Genomic DNA, 14,830 nt, shown 5'->3' on the forward strand with positions numbered 1-14,830 from the left:
GTTTGATTCTACCACCGCCATTGCCGGTGTACGGTGCTAAGACACCTCGAAAAATCCACCCTTTCGCACACAGTTCAGCGCAGTTTCGCTGGACAGGACAAAAGGCCTTCCCCATAATTTGATCAAATTATGACGACGCGGGGCATTGCCCCGCCACCAAGGGAGCCCACCGATGAAAGACGACAACTTCCTCAAGGAAAACAACGCCCGCCACCTCTGGCATCCGATGGGCGCGCCCGCCGATTCGCACAGCACACCACCAAAGATCATCAAGACCGCTGAAGGGGTGAACATCACCGATATTGACGGGCATTCTGCCGTGGACGCCGTGGGCGGCCTTTGGTGTGTGAACCTCGGCTATTCCAATGATGTGGTGAAAGAGGCAATTGCCAAGCAGCTCTATGATCTGCCGTATTATTCCGCTTTCGCCGGCAGCTCCAACCCGGCGGCCATTGAGGCCTCTTACGCGGTGCGGGAGTTTTTCGTCAAGGACGGCATGACGCGGGTGTTTTTCACCTCTGGTGGGTCCGATTCCGTGGAAACCGCCCTGCGGCTGGCGCGCCAATATCATCGCCTGCGTGGAGAACCGACCCGCACCAAATTCCTCAGCCTGAAGAAAGGCTATCACGGCACGCATTTTGGCGGGGCCAGTGTCAATGGTAACAACCGCTTCCGCATCAACTATGAGCCACTGCTGCCCGGCTGTTTCCACCTGCCCTCCCCCTACAGCTATCGCAATCCGTTTCACGAAACCGATCCGGCACAGCTTGCACAAAACATTGCCGCCGCCTTTGAGGATGAGATTGCCTTCCAGGGGGCCAACACCATTGCGGCCTTCATCATGGAGCCGATTCAAGGCGCAGGTGGGGTGATCGTGCCGGATGCCTCTTTCATGAAGCTCATGCGCGAGATCTGTGACCGCCACGGCATTCTGATGATTTCAGATGAGGTGATCACCGGTTTTGGCCGCACCGGGGATTGGTCCGGGGCACGGCACTGGGGTGTGAAACCTGACATGATGACCACGGCCAAGGGCATCACCTCGGGCTATTTCCCGGTGGGCGCCTGTTTGATGAATGACAAAGTGGCAGATGTGTTTGAAAACGACACCTCTGGCGAAGCCGGCATTTTCCATGGCTATACCTATTCTGCCCATCCGGTGGGATCCGCCGCCGTGGTCGCCTGTCTGGCAGAGACCCAGCGCCTGGATCTGAAAACCAATGCGGCCGCGCGCGGCACGCAGCTTTATGAGGGGGTTCTGAAGCTGGCAGAAAAATATGACATCATCGGGGATGTGCGCGGGGGCCATGGCCTCATGACAGGCATTGAGCTGGTCTCTGACAAAGGCGCCAAAACGCCCATGGACATGGCCACCATGAAGAAGATCCATGAGACCGCCTATCAGGCTGGTGCCATGGTGCGTCTGGGCATGCATAATATTCTGATGTCGCCCCCGCTGACCATTTCCAAAGGCGAAGTGGACACAATTCTCAGCGCGCTGGACGCAGGTTTCGCCGCCGCCTGACAAAAGCTCCCGCCATCCGGAAGCGGCCCTTCGGGGCCGCACCGGATGTTGGGCCCGGCTCAAGGCATGGCCTTGAGCCTGTTGCGCGCCGCGCAGCCATAACGCGCAACCACACTGCGTCTCTCTTTCGCTGTGCGTTGCCGCCCCGCGGGAAACCCACAGAGCCAACTTGAGCAAACAGACGGGCCTGATCTCACAGAGAGGCTTTCTTATTCATTTTTTTGAATGTATATGTCGCGCACCGCCAGACCGCATGAGGCTTGCATGACAGACCGCTCCAAAATCGCGCGCTATTTCCCGATCCTCGCTTGGGGGCGGACCTATACCAGACCCACGTTGGAAGCGGATCTGCTCGCGGCGGTGATTGTCACCATCATGCTGATCCCACAGTCGCTGGCCTATGCGCTATTGGCAGGTTTGCCACCGGAAGTGGGGCTTTATGCCTCCATCCTGCCGCTTGTGGCCTATGCGATCTTTGGGACCTCTCGCGTGCTTGCGGTGGGGCCTGTGGCCGTGGTCTCGCTGATGACAGCGGCGGCTGTGGGCACCCTCAATCTGGACAGCACAACGGATTACATCGCTGCCGCCATCGCGCTGGCGTTTATTTCCGGGGTGATGCTGACAGGCATGGGCCTTCTACGCCTCGGTTTTCTGGCCAATTTCCTGTCACATCCAGTGATTGCAGGCTTTATCACCGCTTCCGGTATCCTCATTGCCACAAGTCAGCTCAAACACATCTTTGGTGTCAGCGCACATGGCCATACCCTGCCAGAGCTGCTGATATCGCTGCTCGCGCATCTGCCAGAGATCAACCTCTACACCCTCCTGCTTGGCAGCACAGCAATGGGATTTCTGTTCTGGACCCGCAAAGGACTGAAACCGCTGCTCGCGCGTCTGGGGGTGCCCCCACGTCTTGCAGATGTGCTCACCAAAGCAGGCCCCGTGGCTGCGGTGGCCGCCACAACGCTGGCGGCATATGCTTTTGACCTTGGCGACAAAGGCGTCGCAATTGTGGGGGAGGTGCCCACCGGCCTGCCGCCGCTCACACTGCCAAGTTTTGCCCCCGGCCTCTGGTCTGATCTCTTTCTTGCGGCCATGTTGATCTCGATTATCGGCTTTGTGGAAAGTGTCTCCGTGGCGCAGACGCTGGCGGCCAAAAGACGTCAGCGCATTGACCCCGACCAGGAACTCATTGGCCTGGGCACCTCTAACATCGCCTCGGCCCTCTCAGGCGGATACCCGGTCACCGGTGGCTTTGCTCGATCGGTGGTGAACTTTGATGCCGGCGCACAAACTCCTGCGGCTGGCGCCTTTACCGCCATCGGCATCGCGCTCGCCGCAATGTTCCTCACGCCTCTGCTGTTCTTTCTGCCCAAGGCCACCCTTGCCGCAACCATCATCGTGGCCGTGCTGAGCCTTGTTGATCTCTCAATTCTGCGTCACGCTTGGAGATATTCGCGGGTCGATTTTGCCGCCGTTGCCACCACCATTGCCCTGACGCTGGGATTGGGAGTGGAAGTGGGCGTCAGCGCGGGGGTCGTGCTGTCCATCGGGTTGCATCTTTACAAAACATCGCGCCCACATGTGGCCGAGGTAGGCTTGGTGCCCGGCACACAGCATTTCCGCAATATTCTGCGTCACACTGTCAAAACCACGCCGCATCTCGTCTCTCTGCGGATTGACGAAAGCCTGTACTTCGCCAACGCCCGCTATCTGGAAGACTATGTCTACGACCGGGTGGTCTGTGATCAGCCCATCACGGATGTCGTGCTGATGGCCTCTGCTGTGAACGAGATCGACCTGAGCGCGTTGGAAAGTCTGGAGGCGATCAATACGCGCCTCAAAGAGATGAACATCCGGCTGCATTTCTCAGAGGTGAAGGGGCCGGTGATGGACCGTCTCAAACGCAGTCATTTTCTGGAAGAGCTGAGTGGCGACATCTTCCTGTCCCAATATGAGGCCTGGGACAGGTTGACGGCCCCAACAGAGCCCCCATCAAAGATCACGGCCTAAGACGGTCGCTCTCACAGGGCAGGAGCACCGCTGCGATGACGATGTGGCGCGAAGCCTGCGGCCAAGGCAAGGATCACGCCGGAGACGGTGGCAATCATGCCCGCCGCGCTCACCGCGTGGTCATAGCCGAGCCATAGGGGACCATAGCCGGCAAACACATATCCCAGCACGGCAGACAGCACCGCAAACACCACGCTCCACCCAATCTGCACCTCCAGACGGTTGGTCATCAGCCGCGCGGCGGCAGGCGGGCAAATGAACATGGCGATCACGATGATAGAGCCCACCGCATCAAATGCCGCCACCGCGGCCAAGGCTGAGACGATCACCACAGCAATACCCAAGCCCGTCGTGTGCATCCCAAGAGACTGCGCAAAGCCTTCATCAAATGTGGACACCACCAAGGGCCGCCACGCGATCCACAGGAAGGCCATCACACCGAGAGTGGCCACGGCAACACGCCCGAGCTCCGGCGGCAGACCCGACAGGGCCACAGGATCCAGCACACTCGCCCACCCTGAAGCCTCCAGCCAGATCAGGCTTTCCAGATTGCCGTAGAGTGCATGTTCCACATCCAGATGTACGCCAGAGGTGTCGCTCTGCTCCAGAAGCAGAACACCGGCGGCAAACAGCGTGGTGAATGTGAGCCCCATCGCGGCGCCCGGCTCGATATTGCCCAATCGGCGGATGGCTTCGATCATCAAAACGGCCACCACGGCCGCGCCCGCAGCGCCCAGCATCATCGGGACGGCTGCGACAATTCCTGTGAGCAGGAAAGCCACGACAATGCCGGGAAGAACCACGTGGGAGATCGCGTCTCCAATCAGCGCCTGCCTGCGCAGGAGCAGGAAGTTCCCCGGCAGCGCACAGGCCACAGCGGCCAAAATCCCAATCAACAAGGGCGTCAGGGAAAGGGGGACAAACTCTTCACCACTCACGGTGTCACCTCTCTCGGGCCGCCCATACGGCGGTCGATTTCTTGGATTTGGTCCGGGGTCAGGACCGTTTCGATATCGCGCAGCCCATCATAGAGCGCGGCTGCGCTTTCGAAGGCCTGATCGCGGCGCACCAGCTGCCAGCGGGTTTCGTCGCGCAGCGCTTTGGCGGCACGCGCTTTGCCGATATCGGTTGGCACCCCATCGGCATGGGCCAACCCACTGCGCCGCAGCAACCGCATTGTATAGGCCTCATAAATGGGCTGCCCCTGTGCAAGCGCAAGGAGGCCCTGACGCAGATGCACCCGACGCTGAAACCGGCGATGACGGATCACCGCTGCCAAAACGCCGCGACGTGGCGCCAGCAACAGCGACAGCACAAACAGAGCAAAGCTTGTCAACACAATGATGGGGCCAGTTGGCAGCGCAGGCGCACTGGCAGATACGGCCGCGCCGATCCATGAGGCCACCCCACCACACAGCCCTGACACCAGCACCATATGATCCGTACGATCGGTCCAGAACCGGGCGGAGACCGGGGGAATGATCAGCATCGCCACAATCAGAATAAGGCCAACGATTTTCAGACCAATCACTGTTACGGCCAAGGCAAGCGCCATAATGGCGAGATCCATACGCGCAACATTGATGCCCCGCGCCGCTGCATATTCCGGATCAAAGGCCAGCAGGGTCATGGGACGGCGCAAAATCACAACGGCGACCAGCGTCAGAGCACCGCCCACAGCAATCACCAGCGCCTCGTTGAACAACATGCCCGCAGTGGCACCCAGCAGAAAGCCTTCCAAACCGGCTGCACGCCCGGATCCCAGACTTTGGATCACCGTCAGCAGGACAATGCCAAACCCAAAGAAGACCGACAGCACAGCGCCGATGGCGGCATCTTCGGACAGGCGGGTGTGTCGCGTCAGCCAGTTCACACACAAGAGCCCAATCCAAGACGATATGGCGGCCCCCAGCAGCAGACCGGGCAAAGAGCGCCCATCGCCGCCCAGCAAGACCATCAGGATGAAGGCCAGCCCCACACCCGGTAGGGTGGCATGGCTGATGGCGTCGCTGACCAGCGCACGCTTGCGTAGGTAGAGGAACGTGCCTGTCACCCCTGCGGCAATGCCCAGCAGGGTCGCACCAATGGTCACCAGCGTGGCATTATAGCCAAGCTGTAGCGTCAGAGCACTCCACAACATCGCTTAGCCCGCAGCCAGTTCCAGCTGATCAATCTGGCCTGTTGCCAGTCGCCCGCCATAGGTTTGATTGAGCGTTTCAGGCGTAAAGGCCTCCGTCACACTGCCTTCGGCCATTTTGCGCGTATTGATCAGGAACACACGGTCAAAATAACTGCGCACCGTGGTCAGATCATGATGCACGGACACCACTGTTTTGCCTTCTGATTTCAATCCTTTGAGGACCTCAATAATGGCTTTTTCCGTGGCAGCGTCCACACCGGCAAAAGGCTCATCCAGCAGATAAAGATCCGCATTCTGCGCCAGTGCCCGGGCCAGAAAGACACGCTGTTGCTGGCCGCCGGACAATTGACCAATCTGACGATCCGCAAAATCCGTCATGCCAACCCGCGCAAGGCACGCGAGAGCTTTTTCCTTATGATGTCCACGAATGCGCCCCAGCAGGCCCAACTCGCGAGACAGGCCCATGAGCACCACATCAATCACGCGCGTTGGGAAATCCCAGTCAACGCTCGCGCGCTGTGGCACATAGGCAATCCGGTGACGGGCTGCCTTCAAAGGTTGCCCAAACACCTGCGCCTGCCCGGCCAGAGGGGTGACAATCCCCAAAGCGGCTTTCAACAGTGTCGATTTCCCAGCCCCATTGGGCCCAATAATGGCCGTCATGGATCCCTCAACAACGGTCATATCCACAGAAAACACAACTGGTTTCTGTCCGTAAGACACCGTCATGCCTCTAATTGCCAAAGGACTGTGGGCGGGAAGAGGCGCCGCAGGCACCTCTCCTTTATTTGCAACCAATTCCACGTTCATCACAGTTTCCTTATGTGCCTGCAGACAGGCGATCGGCCATGCCACGTACAGGGGCGTCTCCGCCAAGTGCACGAGAAATCACGGTGATATTGTGATCAATCATACCCACATAGGTGCCTTCATAGGTGCCGTTTTCCCCCATCGCGTCAGAGAACAACTCACCTCCAATCGTCACTTCGTGCCCGCGTGCAGCGGCGCCTTCGACCAAGGCGCGGATGGAACGGTCAGAGACAGAGCTTTCTACAAACACGGCCCCAATCTGGCGGTCCACCAACATATCCACTAAGGCGCTGATGCGATTCAGACCGGCTTCGGACTCGGTGGATATGCCTTGAATGCCCATCACCTCAAATCCATAGGCCTGACCAAAATAGCCAAAGGCGTCATGCGCGGTCAGCAGGATACGCGCATCCTGCGGTACAGATGTAAGGCTCGTCTGCGCATAGTCAGACAGCGCATTGAGATCTGCCAAGAAGGCTTCGGCGTTTTCCGCGAAATATGCGGCTTGCTCAGGGCGCGCCTGCGTCAAAGCATCTTGTACGCGCTCGGCCACAAACACCCAAAGGCGCGGATCCATCCAGACGTGGGGGTCATATTTGTCGGCATAGTCATCATGTCCCCGCAGCAGATCACGCGGCAGCGTATCCGTCACCGCCACAACGTTGCCCTTGGCTTCCAGATCGTGGAAGAATTCTTCCATTTGCGCTTCAAGGTAGAGGCCGTGCCAGAGCACCAGATCCGCCTTGGTCATTGCCAAGATATCCGTGCGGGTCTGACGATAGGCATGCGGATCCACCCCCGGCCCCATCAAACCTTTCACATCCACACTGTCGCCGCCAATACGACGCGCCGTGTCTGCAATCATACCGGTGGTCGCCACAACTTTGAGCGCGGTATCCGCTAACACGGGCGCGGCTGTGCTTGCCAATGCCGCAAGGGCTGCGGCCATAAAACTTCTGCGGAGGATTCGCATTTTTCACCTATTTACTCGCCTTGAGTTGAATATGAGAACCATTCTCACGTCTGTCAACGCAATTGCGACTTATTCTCATCTTTTAATTGACCACATGATCAAAAATGCGCCTAAACAACATCACAGTACCTTGCCAAAGCGTCATAAAATGAGGCACTTTGGAGCCTGTTTTTCCGCAACAGGATAGAATGATGCACACGCCCACCACGACTGCCGAAGGGCACCAGCTGCCTACCGCGCTGGAACCGCGCAATCCGGGAATGGCACTGGACCTTGACTGGGTGCGCTCTGCGCAGGCCAATACATCCGCCATTGAGCGCCGCGCGAAGACCTTGCCGGGCCGCCGTTCAGTCAAGAAAGACTATCAGGCCGCATGGCTGTGCAAGGCGATCTCCCTGATTGATCTGACCACATTGTCCGGTGACGACAGCCAAGGCCGCGTTGAACGGCTTTGCGCCAAGGCGAAACAGCCTGTGCGGGCTGATCTGCTGGAGGCGCTTGGCATGACCGGCCTGACCACCGGCGCGGTCTGTGTCTATCACGATATGGTCGAAACCGCCGTGGGCGCGCTTCAAGGCTCTGGCATTCCTGTGGCCGCCGTGTCCACGGGCTTCCCGGCGGGCCTGTCCCCCTATCACCTGCGCATCGCAGAGATTGGCGAGAGCGTCAAAGCCGGTGCCGAAGAAATCGATATCGTCATCACCCGTCGCCATGTGCTGCAAGGCAACTGGCAAGCGCTTTATGAGGAAATGTCCGAAATGCGGGCAGCCTGTGGTGACGCTCATGTAAAAGCCATTCTGGCCACTGGTGAATTGGGCACATTGCGCAATGTGGCCCGCGCGTCTCTGGTGTGTATGATGGCCGGCGCAGATTTCATCAAGACCTCCACCGGCAAGGAAAGCGTGAACGCAACCCTGCCAGTCTCCCTTGTGATGATCCGCGCGATCCGTGACTATTATGAGCGCACAGGGTTCCGCGTGGGCTACAAACCGGCGGGCGGCATTTCCAAAGCCAAAGACGCGCTGGTCTACCTCTCATTGATCAAAGATGAGCTGGGCGATCGCTGGCTGCAGCCCGATCTCTTCCGCTTTGGCGCCTCGTCCCTGCTGGGCGACATTGAGCGCCAGCTTGAGCACCATGTCACCGGCCACTATTCGGCCAGCCACCGCCATGCGATGGCGTAAGGAGCCGACACAATGACCGTTAAAGAGATTTTTGAGACCATGGACTACGGCCCCGCCCCTGAAAGTGCCGCTGATGCCTTTGCCTGGATCGTGGACCAGGGCGCAGCCTTTGGACATTTCCTCGACGGCACCTGGACAAAACCACGCAAAGACTTCCAATCCAAGAACCCCGCCAATGGCGAGACCCTTGCCGATCTGACACAAGCGTCACAGGAAGACATCGACGCAGCTGTGAAAGCTGCACGAAAGGCGCAACCCAAATGGGAAGGCCTCGGCGGCCATGGCCGCGCCAAATACCTTTATGCGCTCGCCCGCCTGCTGCAAAAACACAGCCGCCTCTTTGCGGTGCTGGAGACGCTCGACAACGGCAAACCGATCCGCGAAAGCCGGGACATCGACATTCCCCAGGTGCAGCGCCACTTCTACTATCACGCAGGCATGGCCCAGCTGATGGAAAGTGAACTGCCCAACGCGCAAGCGCTCGGCGTCTGTGGTCAAATCATCCCGTGGAACTTCCCGCTGCTGATGCTGGCGTGGAAGGTCGCACCTGCGCTGGCCATGGGCAACACCGTGGTGCTCAAACCCGCCGAATACACCTCGCTGACCGCACTGGCCTTTGCCGACATCTGCCAACAGGCAGGCCTGCCAGCCGGGGTGGTCAATATCGTCACCGGTGACGGCACGGTGGGTGAGATGATCACCACCCATGAAGACATCGACAAAATCGCCTTCACAGGCTCCACCGAGGTCGGCAAACGCATCCGCGAAACCACCGCAGGAACGGGCAAATCTCTGACCCTCGAACTGGGCGGCAAATCTGCCTATATCGTCTTTGACGATGCCGATATCGACAGTGCGATTGAGGGCCTTGTGGACGCCATCTGGTTCAATCAGGGGCAAGTCTGCTGTGCCGGGTCTCGCTTGCTGGTGCAAGAGGGCATCGCCGAGCGCTTCCACAGCAAACTCAAAGCCCGCATGGCCACACTGCGCATGGGCAATCCGCTGGACAAATGCATCGATGTGGGTGCGGTTGTGGATCCCACTCAGCTACAGAGCATCACCGACATGGTGGATGGTAATACGGATGGCGTTCTCTATCAGGCCCCTGTCACCCTGCCCGTAGAAGGCTGTTTTTATGCCCCTACCCTGATCACCGGCCTCGCCCCTTCGTCCAAGCTGATGCAGGAAGAAATCTTCGGGCCCGTGCTTGTCTCCACCACCTTCCGCACCCCAACTGAGGCCGTCGCACTGGCCAACAACACCCGCTACGGGCTGGCGGCGACCCTGTGGACAGAAAACGTCAATCTGGCGCTGGATATTGCGCCAAAACTGGTGGCCGGAGTGGTGTGGGTCAATGCAACCAATCTGTTTGACGCCGCCGCTGGCTTTGGCGGCCGTCGAGAAAGCGGCTATGGCCGCGAAGGCGGCTGGGAAGGGCTCTGCGCTTACACAAAACCCAAAGGCACAGCCAAAGCGCTCAAACCTGTTGAAGCTTTCTCTGGCGACAAGGGGCCGGTAGATCCGCTGGACCGCACCGCAAAGCTTTATATTGGCGGCAAACAGGCGCGCCCTGATGGCGGTTACAGCCAGAACATATATGGCAAAAATGGTGCGCTGTTGGGACAGGTACCAATTGCCAACCGCAAAGACCTGCGCAACGCGGTGGAAGCCGCACAGGGCGCAAAAGGCTGGTCCGGCACCACAGGTCATCTGCGCGCGCAAATTCTATACTACATCGCGGAAAATCTCTCCGCGCGCAAAGAAGAGTTTGCCACACGCGTGAACCTTCTGACCGGCGGAAAGACCGGCGCTGCAGAGGTCGAGACCTCGATCCGCCGCCTTTTCACCTATGCCGCCTGGGCAGACAAATATGACGGGCAGGCCCATGGGGTGCCCATTCGCGGCGTTGCACTTGCAATGAAGGAACCCGTTGGGGTGATTGGCGCTTTCTGTGCAGACGACGCCCCTCTGCTCGGGTTGATCTCTGCCATGGCACCCGCCATCGCGATGGGCAACCGCACAGTGCTTGTGACGTCTGAAGCCTACCCTCTGGCAGCGACGGATTTCTATCAGGTGCTGGAAACCTCTGATGTCCCCGCTGGCGTGGTCAATATCCTCACCGGCTCTCATGCAGAGCTGGCCACGCCGCTGGCCGGTCATCTGGATGTCGATGCCGTCTGGTCCTTTTCGTCTTCTCCGCTGTCCCAAGAGATTGAGGCCGCCAGCGCGGGAAATCTCAAACGCACCTGGGTGAACAATGGATGCGCTCGGGATTGGCTCAGCGCGGAAGGCGAAGGGCACAGCTTCCTGGAGGCTTCAACAGAGGTGAAAAACATCTGGGTGCCTTACGGAGAATAACCTCTTCCTACGCACAAGACCTGGACCACCCCCTGCCAATTCAATTGGCAGGGTTTTCTTTTGAGCATTTCGATAAATAAACCCACCCATTAGTTGATTAACTAAATAGAGAAACAACCAAATAAATAAACCCCACTTCTATTCTCACTTTTTCAAGGGACCGCCCTTAATCAGACATAAGGATTTTCCACTTAGAGGTAAGCACAATTACTGCTGAGTGGAGCAAACCAATGAAATTACGACTTGTTATGCTGTTGGTCATCGGCCCTCTGTTCGCCGTTGCCGGTGCATTCATCTACCATGATATTTCTCATGAGAAAAAAGCTGTCGCAGGGGCGCATGCGACCACACTTCAGGCACAGGAAGGCGCCATTGTCGGAGCCGTCATTCACGAATTACAGAAAGAGCGCGGATACTCTGCGGGCTATCTCTCTTCTGCCGGAGTGAATTTTGACAGTGAGCTGTCTCAACAACGCAAAAGCACAGAGAACGCAATTGATACATACCAGGGCGCAGTTGAGGAGTTAAAAAACAAATACCCTGAGGCCTTTGAAAAAATTGCAGCGGATATTGCAAGGCTGTCTGAGATACGCACGGCCGTGGACGGCTTTCAGATCACAGTGCCTCAAATGGCAAAATTTTATACAAAAACCATCAATGACATGCTCGATATTTCCCGCCCAACAGGCATTGCTGGCAATGATAGCCGCCTGATCGCCTTGCTTGCAGCGCGCGCCATGGTGGGGGCGGCGAAAGAAAACGCGGGCCTGGAACGTGCCATGGGGGCCACTGGCCTTGGCGCGGGCTTTTCTCTGGCCTTACATGACCGCTATGTGTCTCTTGGAGGGGCGCAAAAAGCGCTCCTTAAAGAAACTTCCGGGGCTTTGCCTGGAGAAGGCTGGCTCGACGAATTGCACGCAACACCGGAATTTCAAGCGATAGAACAGGCGCGAAAAGTGATCTCTGAAGGATATACAGATGGCAATTTCAATGGCATGACAGCCCCTGAATGGTTTCAGATATCGACCCGCTGGATTGATCTGTTGCGCGAACGTGAACTCGCCTTTGTGGAGGAAGTCAATACGCTGACCCATACCATCGAATCAGAGGCACAGCGCGCCTTTATCCGACTGGCCTTGATTGGTGCCATCGCCACTCTGCTGACGCTGACCTTCGCCGTTATCTCCTTTGAGCGTATGATCGGTCGCATTCAGTACCTGATCTCAGTAATCCGCAAATTCACCGAAGGGGATTTTAATGTCTATGTCGAAGGCATTGACGGGAAAGACGAGTTGAGCCGCATGGCCAATGCCGTGTATCATTTCAAACAGGACAGCATTCAAATGCGCAATGATGCAGAGGCCCTCAAGGAAGAGCAGGAACGCATCAAATACGATCAGGACTTTGTTGTGACGGAAATCCGCCAAGGTCTCGCGAAATTGGCCGACGGAGACCTGACACAGCATTTCGAAAAACCCTTCCCTGAGGAATACGAGGGGCTACGCCAGGACTTCAACACGACGGCCCATAAACTAAACGACACATTGGTCAGCTTTGCTGAGACCACCAAAAATGTGCGCAACAGCGCATTGAGCTTCAGCCAATCATCCGAAGACCTGTCTCAGCGGACTGAAAGTCAGGCCACAACTCTGGAGCAAACCGCGAGCGCTCTGAAAGATATCACAGGCAGCGTGCAGACCGCAGCGAATGGAGCGCGCAACGTGCAAATGACCACGGAGACCGCGAAGAAAGAGGCCACCGATAGCGGTGACATCGTACGCGCCGCTGTCGATGCCATGGCCGATATTTCCGCATCTTCGAACGAGATTGGCCAAATTGTCAGCGTCATCGAGGACATCGCTTTTCAAACCAATCTCCTTGCACTGAACGCTGGTGTGGAAGCCGCCCGGGCAGGCGATGCAGGAAGTGGTTTCGCGGTTGTCGCCTCCGAAGTGCGCGCCTTGGCACAGAAGTCTTCAGGCGCAGCGCGCGAAATTCAAGATCTGGTTGGTGAAAGCACCAAAAGTGTCAATGCGGGCGTTGATCTTGTTCACAAAACCGGCACCGCTCTGGAGAGCATCGTGCAACGTGTCACACATATCTCAGATCTGGTGGCAGAAATGGCAGAAGGCACAGCAGAGCAGGCCGCTGGCTTAGGTGAGATCAATAGCGGTGTGTCGCACATTGAAGAGGTCACACAACACAATGCAACCATGGCACAAGATGTGAACAGCACCTGTACGATTTTGAAAAACCAGGCAGACGCGCTGGAAGGTATGGTGACCCAGTTTTCTTTGACTGTTTCCAGCCAAGAACGCATGCAATCCGTGGCCTAAAGACGCTTGACTTCGACCAATACCACAATGATTGAGCGGTACTTTCGCCCCATGTTCGGCCCCAACGACCATTCATGTTTCCTCCCTTGATCTTATCAGCCGCATCCTTTCGATGCGTGTGATTGAGTTACGGTAGGAGATCAATCGCCCCAACTGGCTTCCATTTATGTCTCCTTCGTTTGGAGGAGATAGCTGGCGTCGATCAGCGCAGTCTGTTGCGCTCACCATCCACAGCGCCTCTTGAAAATTTGAGGTCATGAGCGCTCCTCACGCGCCAATTTTACCTCTTTCTTCTAGCCCCCGTTTACCGGCCTCTTTCAACCGACGTGCCCTGGCCGGTCGGCCATATGCACAACCTGCTCAGACATTTTAGAGAAGACAGATGGAAAGGTATTGTTCAACGGCAAAGGTCGAGTTTCACCTTCCGTCAATCTGACAGGCTGACACCAGTCAGAACACTGCCCTGCAGACCGCCACGCAATCTGCGTAAGCTGCGCATCAAATCAAACAGCTCAGCCTCTTCCATGCCCGTCGCATCGGCGACACAGCGGCCGATGTCATGGACATTCGCACGCAGTGCCTTTCCTGCTGCCGTCACAGACACACGAACACGGCGCTCATCTTCCGGGTCCCGCGTTCTAACCACAAGCCCGGCTTTCTCCATCCGCTTAAGAAGGGGGGTCAGCGTGCTACTTTGCAGCCCCAACTGTCCCCCCAAGCCGTTCACAGTCTGGGGGCATTGCTCCCACAGCAACACTAAGACCAGGAACTGAGGATAGGTCAGCCCATAAGGCGCTAAGAGCGCTTTGTAGAGGCGCGCAAAAGCATGCTCAGTGCTATAAACTTCAAAGCACAGCATCCGATCCAGAATAGAGTGCGCATCGCTCGACATTAGAAATCCCCTTCACTGAGACATTAAATCGCACGCGATTAAATCACAAGACTTGACGAATCTCGTGCCAACCACCTAAATCGCCCCATATTAAATCGTGCACGATATATTATGGAGACTCACATGCTGCAATCCACTCTCTACACCACCTCCGCCACCGCCACTGGTGGTCGCGAGGGCCGCGTCACCTCTCAGGATGGCAAGCTGGACACTGTTCTGTCCACCCCCGCTGAACTTGGCGGTGCGGGCGGTGAAGGCACCAACCCCGAACAGATGTTTGCGGCAGGCTACGCAGCTTGCTTTCTGTCTGCGATGAAATTCATCGCCATGCAGCAAAAAACCACACTGCCTGCGGATGCCACCGTCACGGCAACGGTTGGCATTGGCCCCCGCGAAGATGCTGGATTTGGACTGGACGTTGGCTTGAAGGTGACACTGCCCGGCATGGACAAGACAGCAGCAGAAGCACTGATTGCCACGGCTCACGCCACATGCCCCTATAGCCATGCCACACGTGGCAATCTAGAGATCACACCAGAGTTGGCATAAGCGCGTTCAACATGGACAAAACCGGCCGCCCCTTCAAGGGCGGCCAAATC

At 57.4% G+C, this 14,830-nt stretch carries 11 protein-coding genes; 6 read left to right on the top strand and 5 right to left on the bottom strand.

The features are described 5' to 3' along the window. The first annotated feature begins 172 nt into the window (after positions 1-172). Both SHM7688_RS03085 and SHM7688_RS03090 read left to right on the top strand, forming a co-directional pair. Positions 173-1,525 carry an aminotransferase class III-fold pyridoxal phosphate-dependent enzyme gene (locus tag SHM7688_RS03085; protein WP_058238538.1) on the top strand — a complete coding sequence of 451 codons (1,353 nt, stop codon included), beginning with the start codon at positions 173-175 and terminating at the stop codon, positions 1,523-1,525. 264 nt (positions 1,526-1,789) lie between these two features. Further along, complete coding sequence (locus tag SHM7688_RS03090) at positions 1,790-3,538, top strand: SulP family inorganic anion transporter (RefSeq protein ID WP_058238973.1); 1,749 nt, start codon at positions 1,790-1,792, stop codon at positions 3,536-3,538. Positions 3,539-3,549: 11 nt separating this feature from the next. Here SHM7688_RS03090 and SHM7688_RS03095 read toward each other — a convergent pair whose 3' ends face one another. Genes SHM7688_RS03095 through SHM7688_RS03110 form a run of 4 tightly spaced genes read right to left on the bottom strand, consistent with a single transcriptional unit; the run spans position 3,550 to position 7,437 of the window. Beyond that, positions 3,550-4,476: a metal ABC transporter permease gene (locus tag SHM7688_RS03095; protein ID WP_058238539.1), complete on the bottom strand. Its 927-nt coding sequence runs from the start codon at positions 4,474-4,476 to the stop codon at positions 3,550-3,552. After that, positions 4,473-5,678: a metal ABC transporter permease gene (locus tag SHM7688_RS03100; RefSeq protein ID WP_058238540.1), complete on the bottom strand. Its 1,206-nt coding sequence runs from the start codon at positions 5,676-5,678 to the stop codon at positions 4,473-4,475. Before SHM7688_RS03100 ends, SHM7688_RS03095 begins: the two co-directional genes overlap by 4 nt. Before the next feature lie 3 nt (positions 5,679-5,681). Next, the gene (locus SHM7688_RS03105) at positions 5,682-6,488 is read right to left on the bottom strand and encodes a metal ABC transporter ATP-binding protein (RefSeq protein WP_083498947.1); all 807 of its coding nucleotides are present in this window, start codon (positions 6,486-6,488) and stop codon (positions 5,682-5,684) included. Positions 6,489-6,498: 10 nt separating this feature from the next. Next, positions 6,499-7,437: a metal ABC transporter solute-binding protein, Zn/Mn family gene (locus SHM7688_RS03110; protein ID WP_223229162.1), complete on the bottom strand. Its 939-nt coding sequence runs from the start codon at positions 7,435-7,437 to the stop codon at positions 6,499-6,501. A gap of 215 nt (positions 7,438-7,652) precedes the next feature. Between SHM7688_RS03110 and deoC the strand changes: the two genes are divergently transcribed. The 3 genes from deoC (at position 7,653) to SHM7688_RS03125 (ending at position 13,339) form a co-directional block, all read left to right on the top strand. Then, entirely contained in the window at positions 7,653-8,645 is a 993-nt protein-coding gene (deoC, locus tag SHM7688_RS03115; protein ID WP_058238975.1) for a deoxyribose-phosphate aldolase, read from the top strand. Positions 8,646-8,657: 12 nt separating this feature from the next. Next, positions 8,658-11,003 carry an aldehyde dehydrogenase family protein gene (locus SHM7688_RS03120; protein WP_058238542.1) on the top strand — a complete coding sequence of 782 codons (2,346 nt, stop codon included), beginning with the start codon at positions 8,658-8,660 and terminating at the stop codon, positions 11,001-11,003. 230 nt (positions 11,004-11,233) lie between these two features. Beyond that, positions 11,234-13,339, top strand: a complete 2,106-nt coding sequence (locus tag SHM7688_RS03125) for a methyl-accepting chemotaxis protein (protein ID WP_058238543.1) — start codon at positions 11,234-11,236, stop codon at positions 13,337-13,339. A gap of 427 nt (positions 13,340-13,766) precedes the next feature. Here SHM7688_RS03125 and SHM7688_RS03130 read toward each other — a convergent pair whose 3' ends face one another. Continuing rightward, entirely contained in the window at positions 13,767-14,231 is a 465-nt protein-coding gene (locus SHM7688_RS03130; protein ID WP_058238544.1) for a MarR family winged helix-turn-helix transcriptional regulator, read from the bottom strand. 123 nt (positions 14,232-14,354) lie between these two features. Between SHM7688_RS03130 and SHM7688_RS03135 the strand changes: the two genes are divergently transcribed. Further along, a complete protein-coding gene (locus tag SHM7688_RS03135) occupies positions 14,355-14,780 on the top strand; it encodes an organic hydroperoxide resistance protein (protein WP_058238545.1) in 426 nt (141 codons plus the stop codon). The last annotated feature ends 50 nt before the right edge of the window (positions 14,781-14,830 follow it).

Origin of the sequence: Shimia marina (assembly GCF_001458175.1) — a bacterium.
Lineage (GTDB): Bacteria > Pseudomonadota > Alphaproteobacteria > Rhodobacterales > Rhodobacteraceae > Shimia > Shimia marina.

Excerpts from the sequence above, each read along its gene's own strand:
- SHM7688_RS03085 (WP_058238538.1), top strand. The coding sequence starts at position 173 with ATGAAAGACGACAACTTCCTCAAGGAAAACAACGCCCGCCACCTCTGG.
- SHM7688_RS03090 (WP_058238973.1), top strand. The coding sequence starts at position 1,790 with ATGACAGACCGCTCCAAAATCGCGCGCTATTTCCCGATCCTCGCTTGG.
- SHM7688_RS03100 (WP_058238540.1), bottom strand. The coding sequence starts at position 5,678 with ATGTTGTGGAGTGCTCTGACGCTACAGCTTGGCTATAATGCCACGCTG.
- SHM7688_RS03105 (WP_083498947.1), bottom strand. The coding sequence starts at position 6,488 with ATGAACGTGGAATTGGTTGCAAATAAAGGAGAGGTGCCTGCGGCGCCT.
- SHM7688_RS03110 (WP_223229162.1), bottom strand. The coding sequence starts at position 7,437 with ATGGCCGCAGCCCTTGCGGCATTGGCAAGCACAGCCGCGCCCGTGTTA.
- deoC (WP_058238975.1), top strand. The coding sequence starts at position 7,653 with ATGCACACGCCCACCACGACTGCCGAAGGGCACCAGCTGCCTACCGCG.
- SHM7688_RS03120 (WP_058238542.1), top strand. The coding sequence starts at position 8,658 with ATGACCGTTAAAGAGATTTTTGAGACCATGGACTACGGCCCCGCCCCT.
- SHM7688_RS03125 (WP_058238543.1), top strand. The coding sequence starts at position 11,234 with ATGAAATTACGACTTGTTATGCTGTTGGTCATCGGCCCTCTGTTCGCC.
- SHM7688_RS03130 (WP_058238544.1), bottom strand. The coding sequence starts at position 14,231 with ATGTCGAGCGATGCGCACTCTATTCTGGATCGGATGCTGTGCTTTGAA.
- SHM7688_RS03135 (WP_058238545.1), top strand. The coding sequence starts at position 14,355 with ATGCTGCAATCCACTCTCTACACCACCTCCGCCACCGCCACTGGTGGT.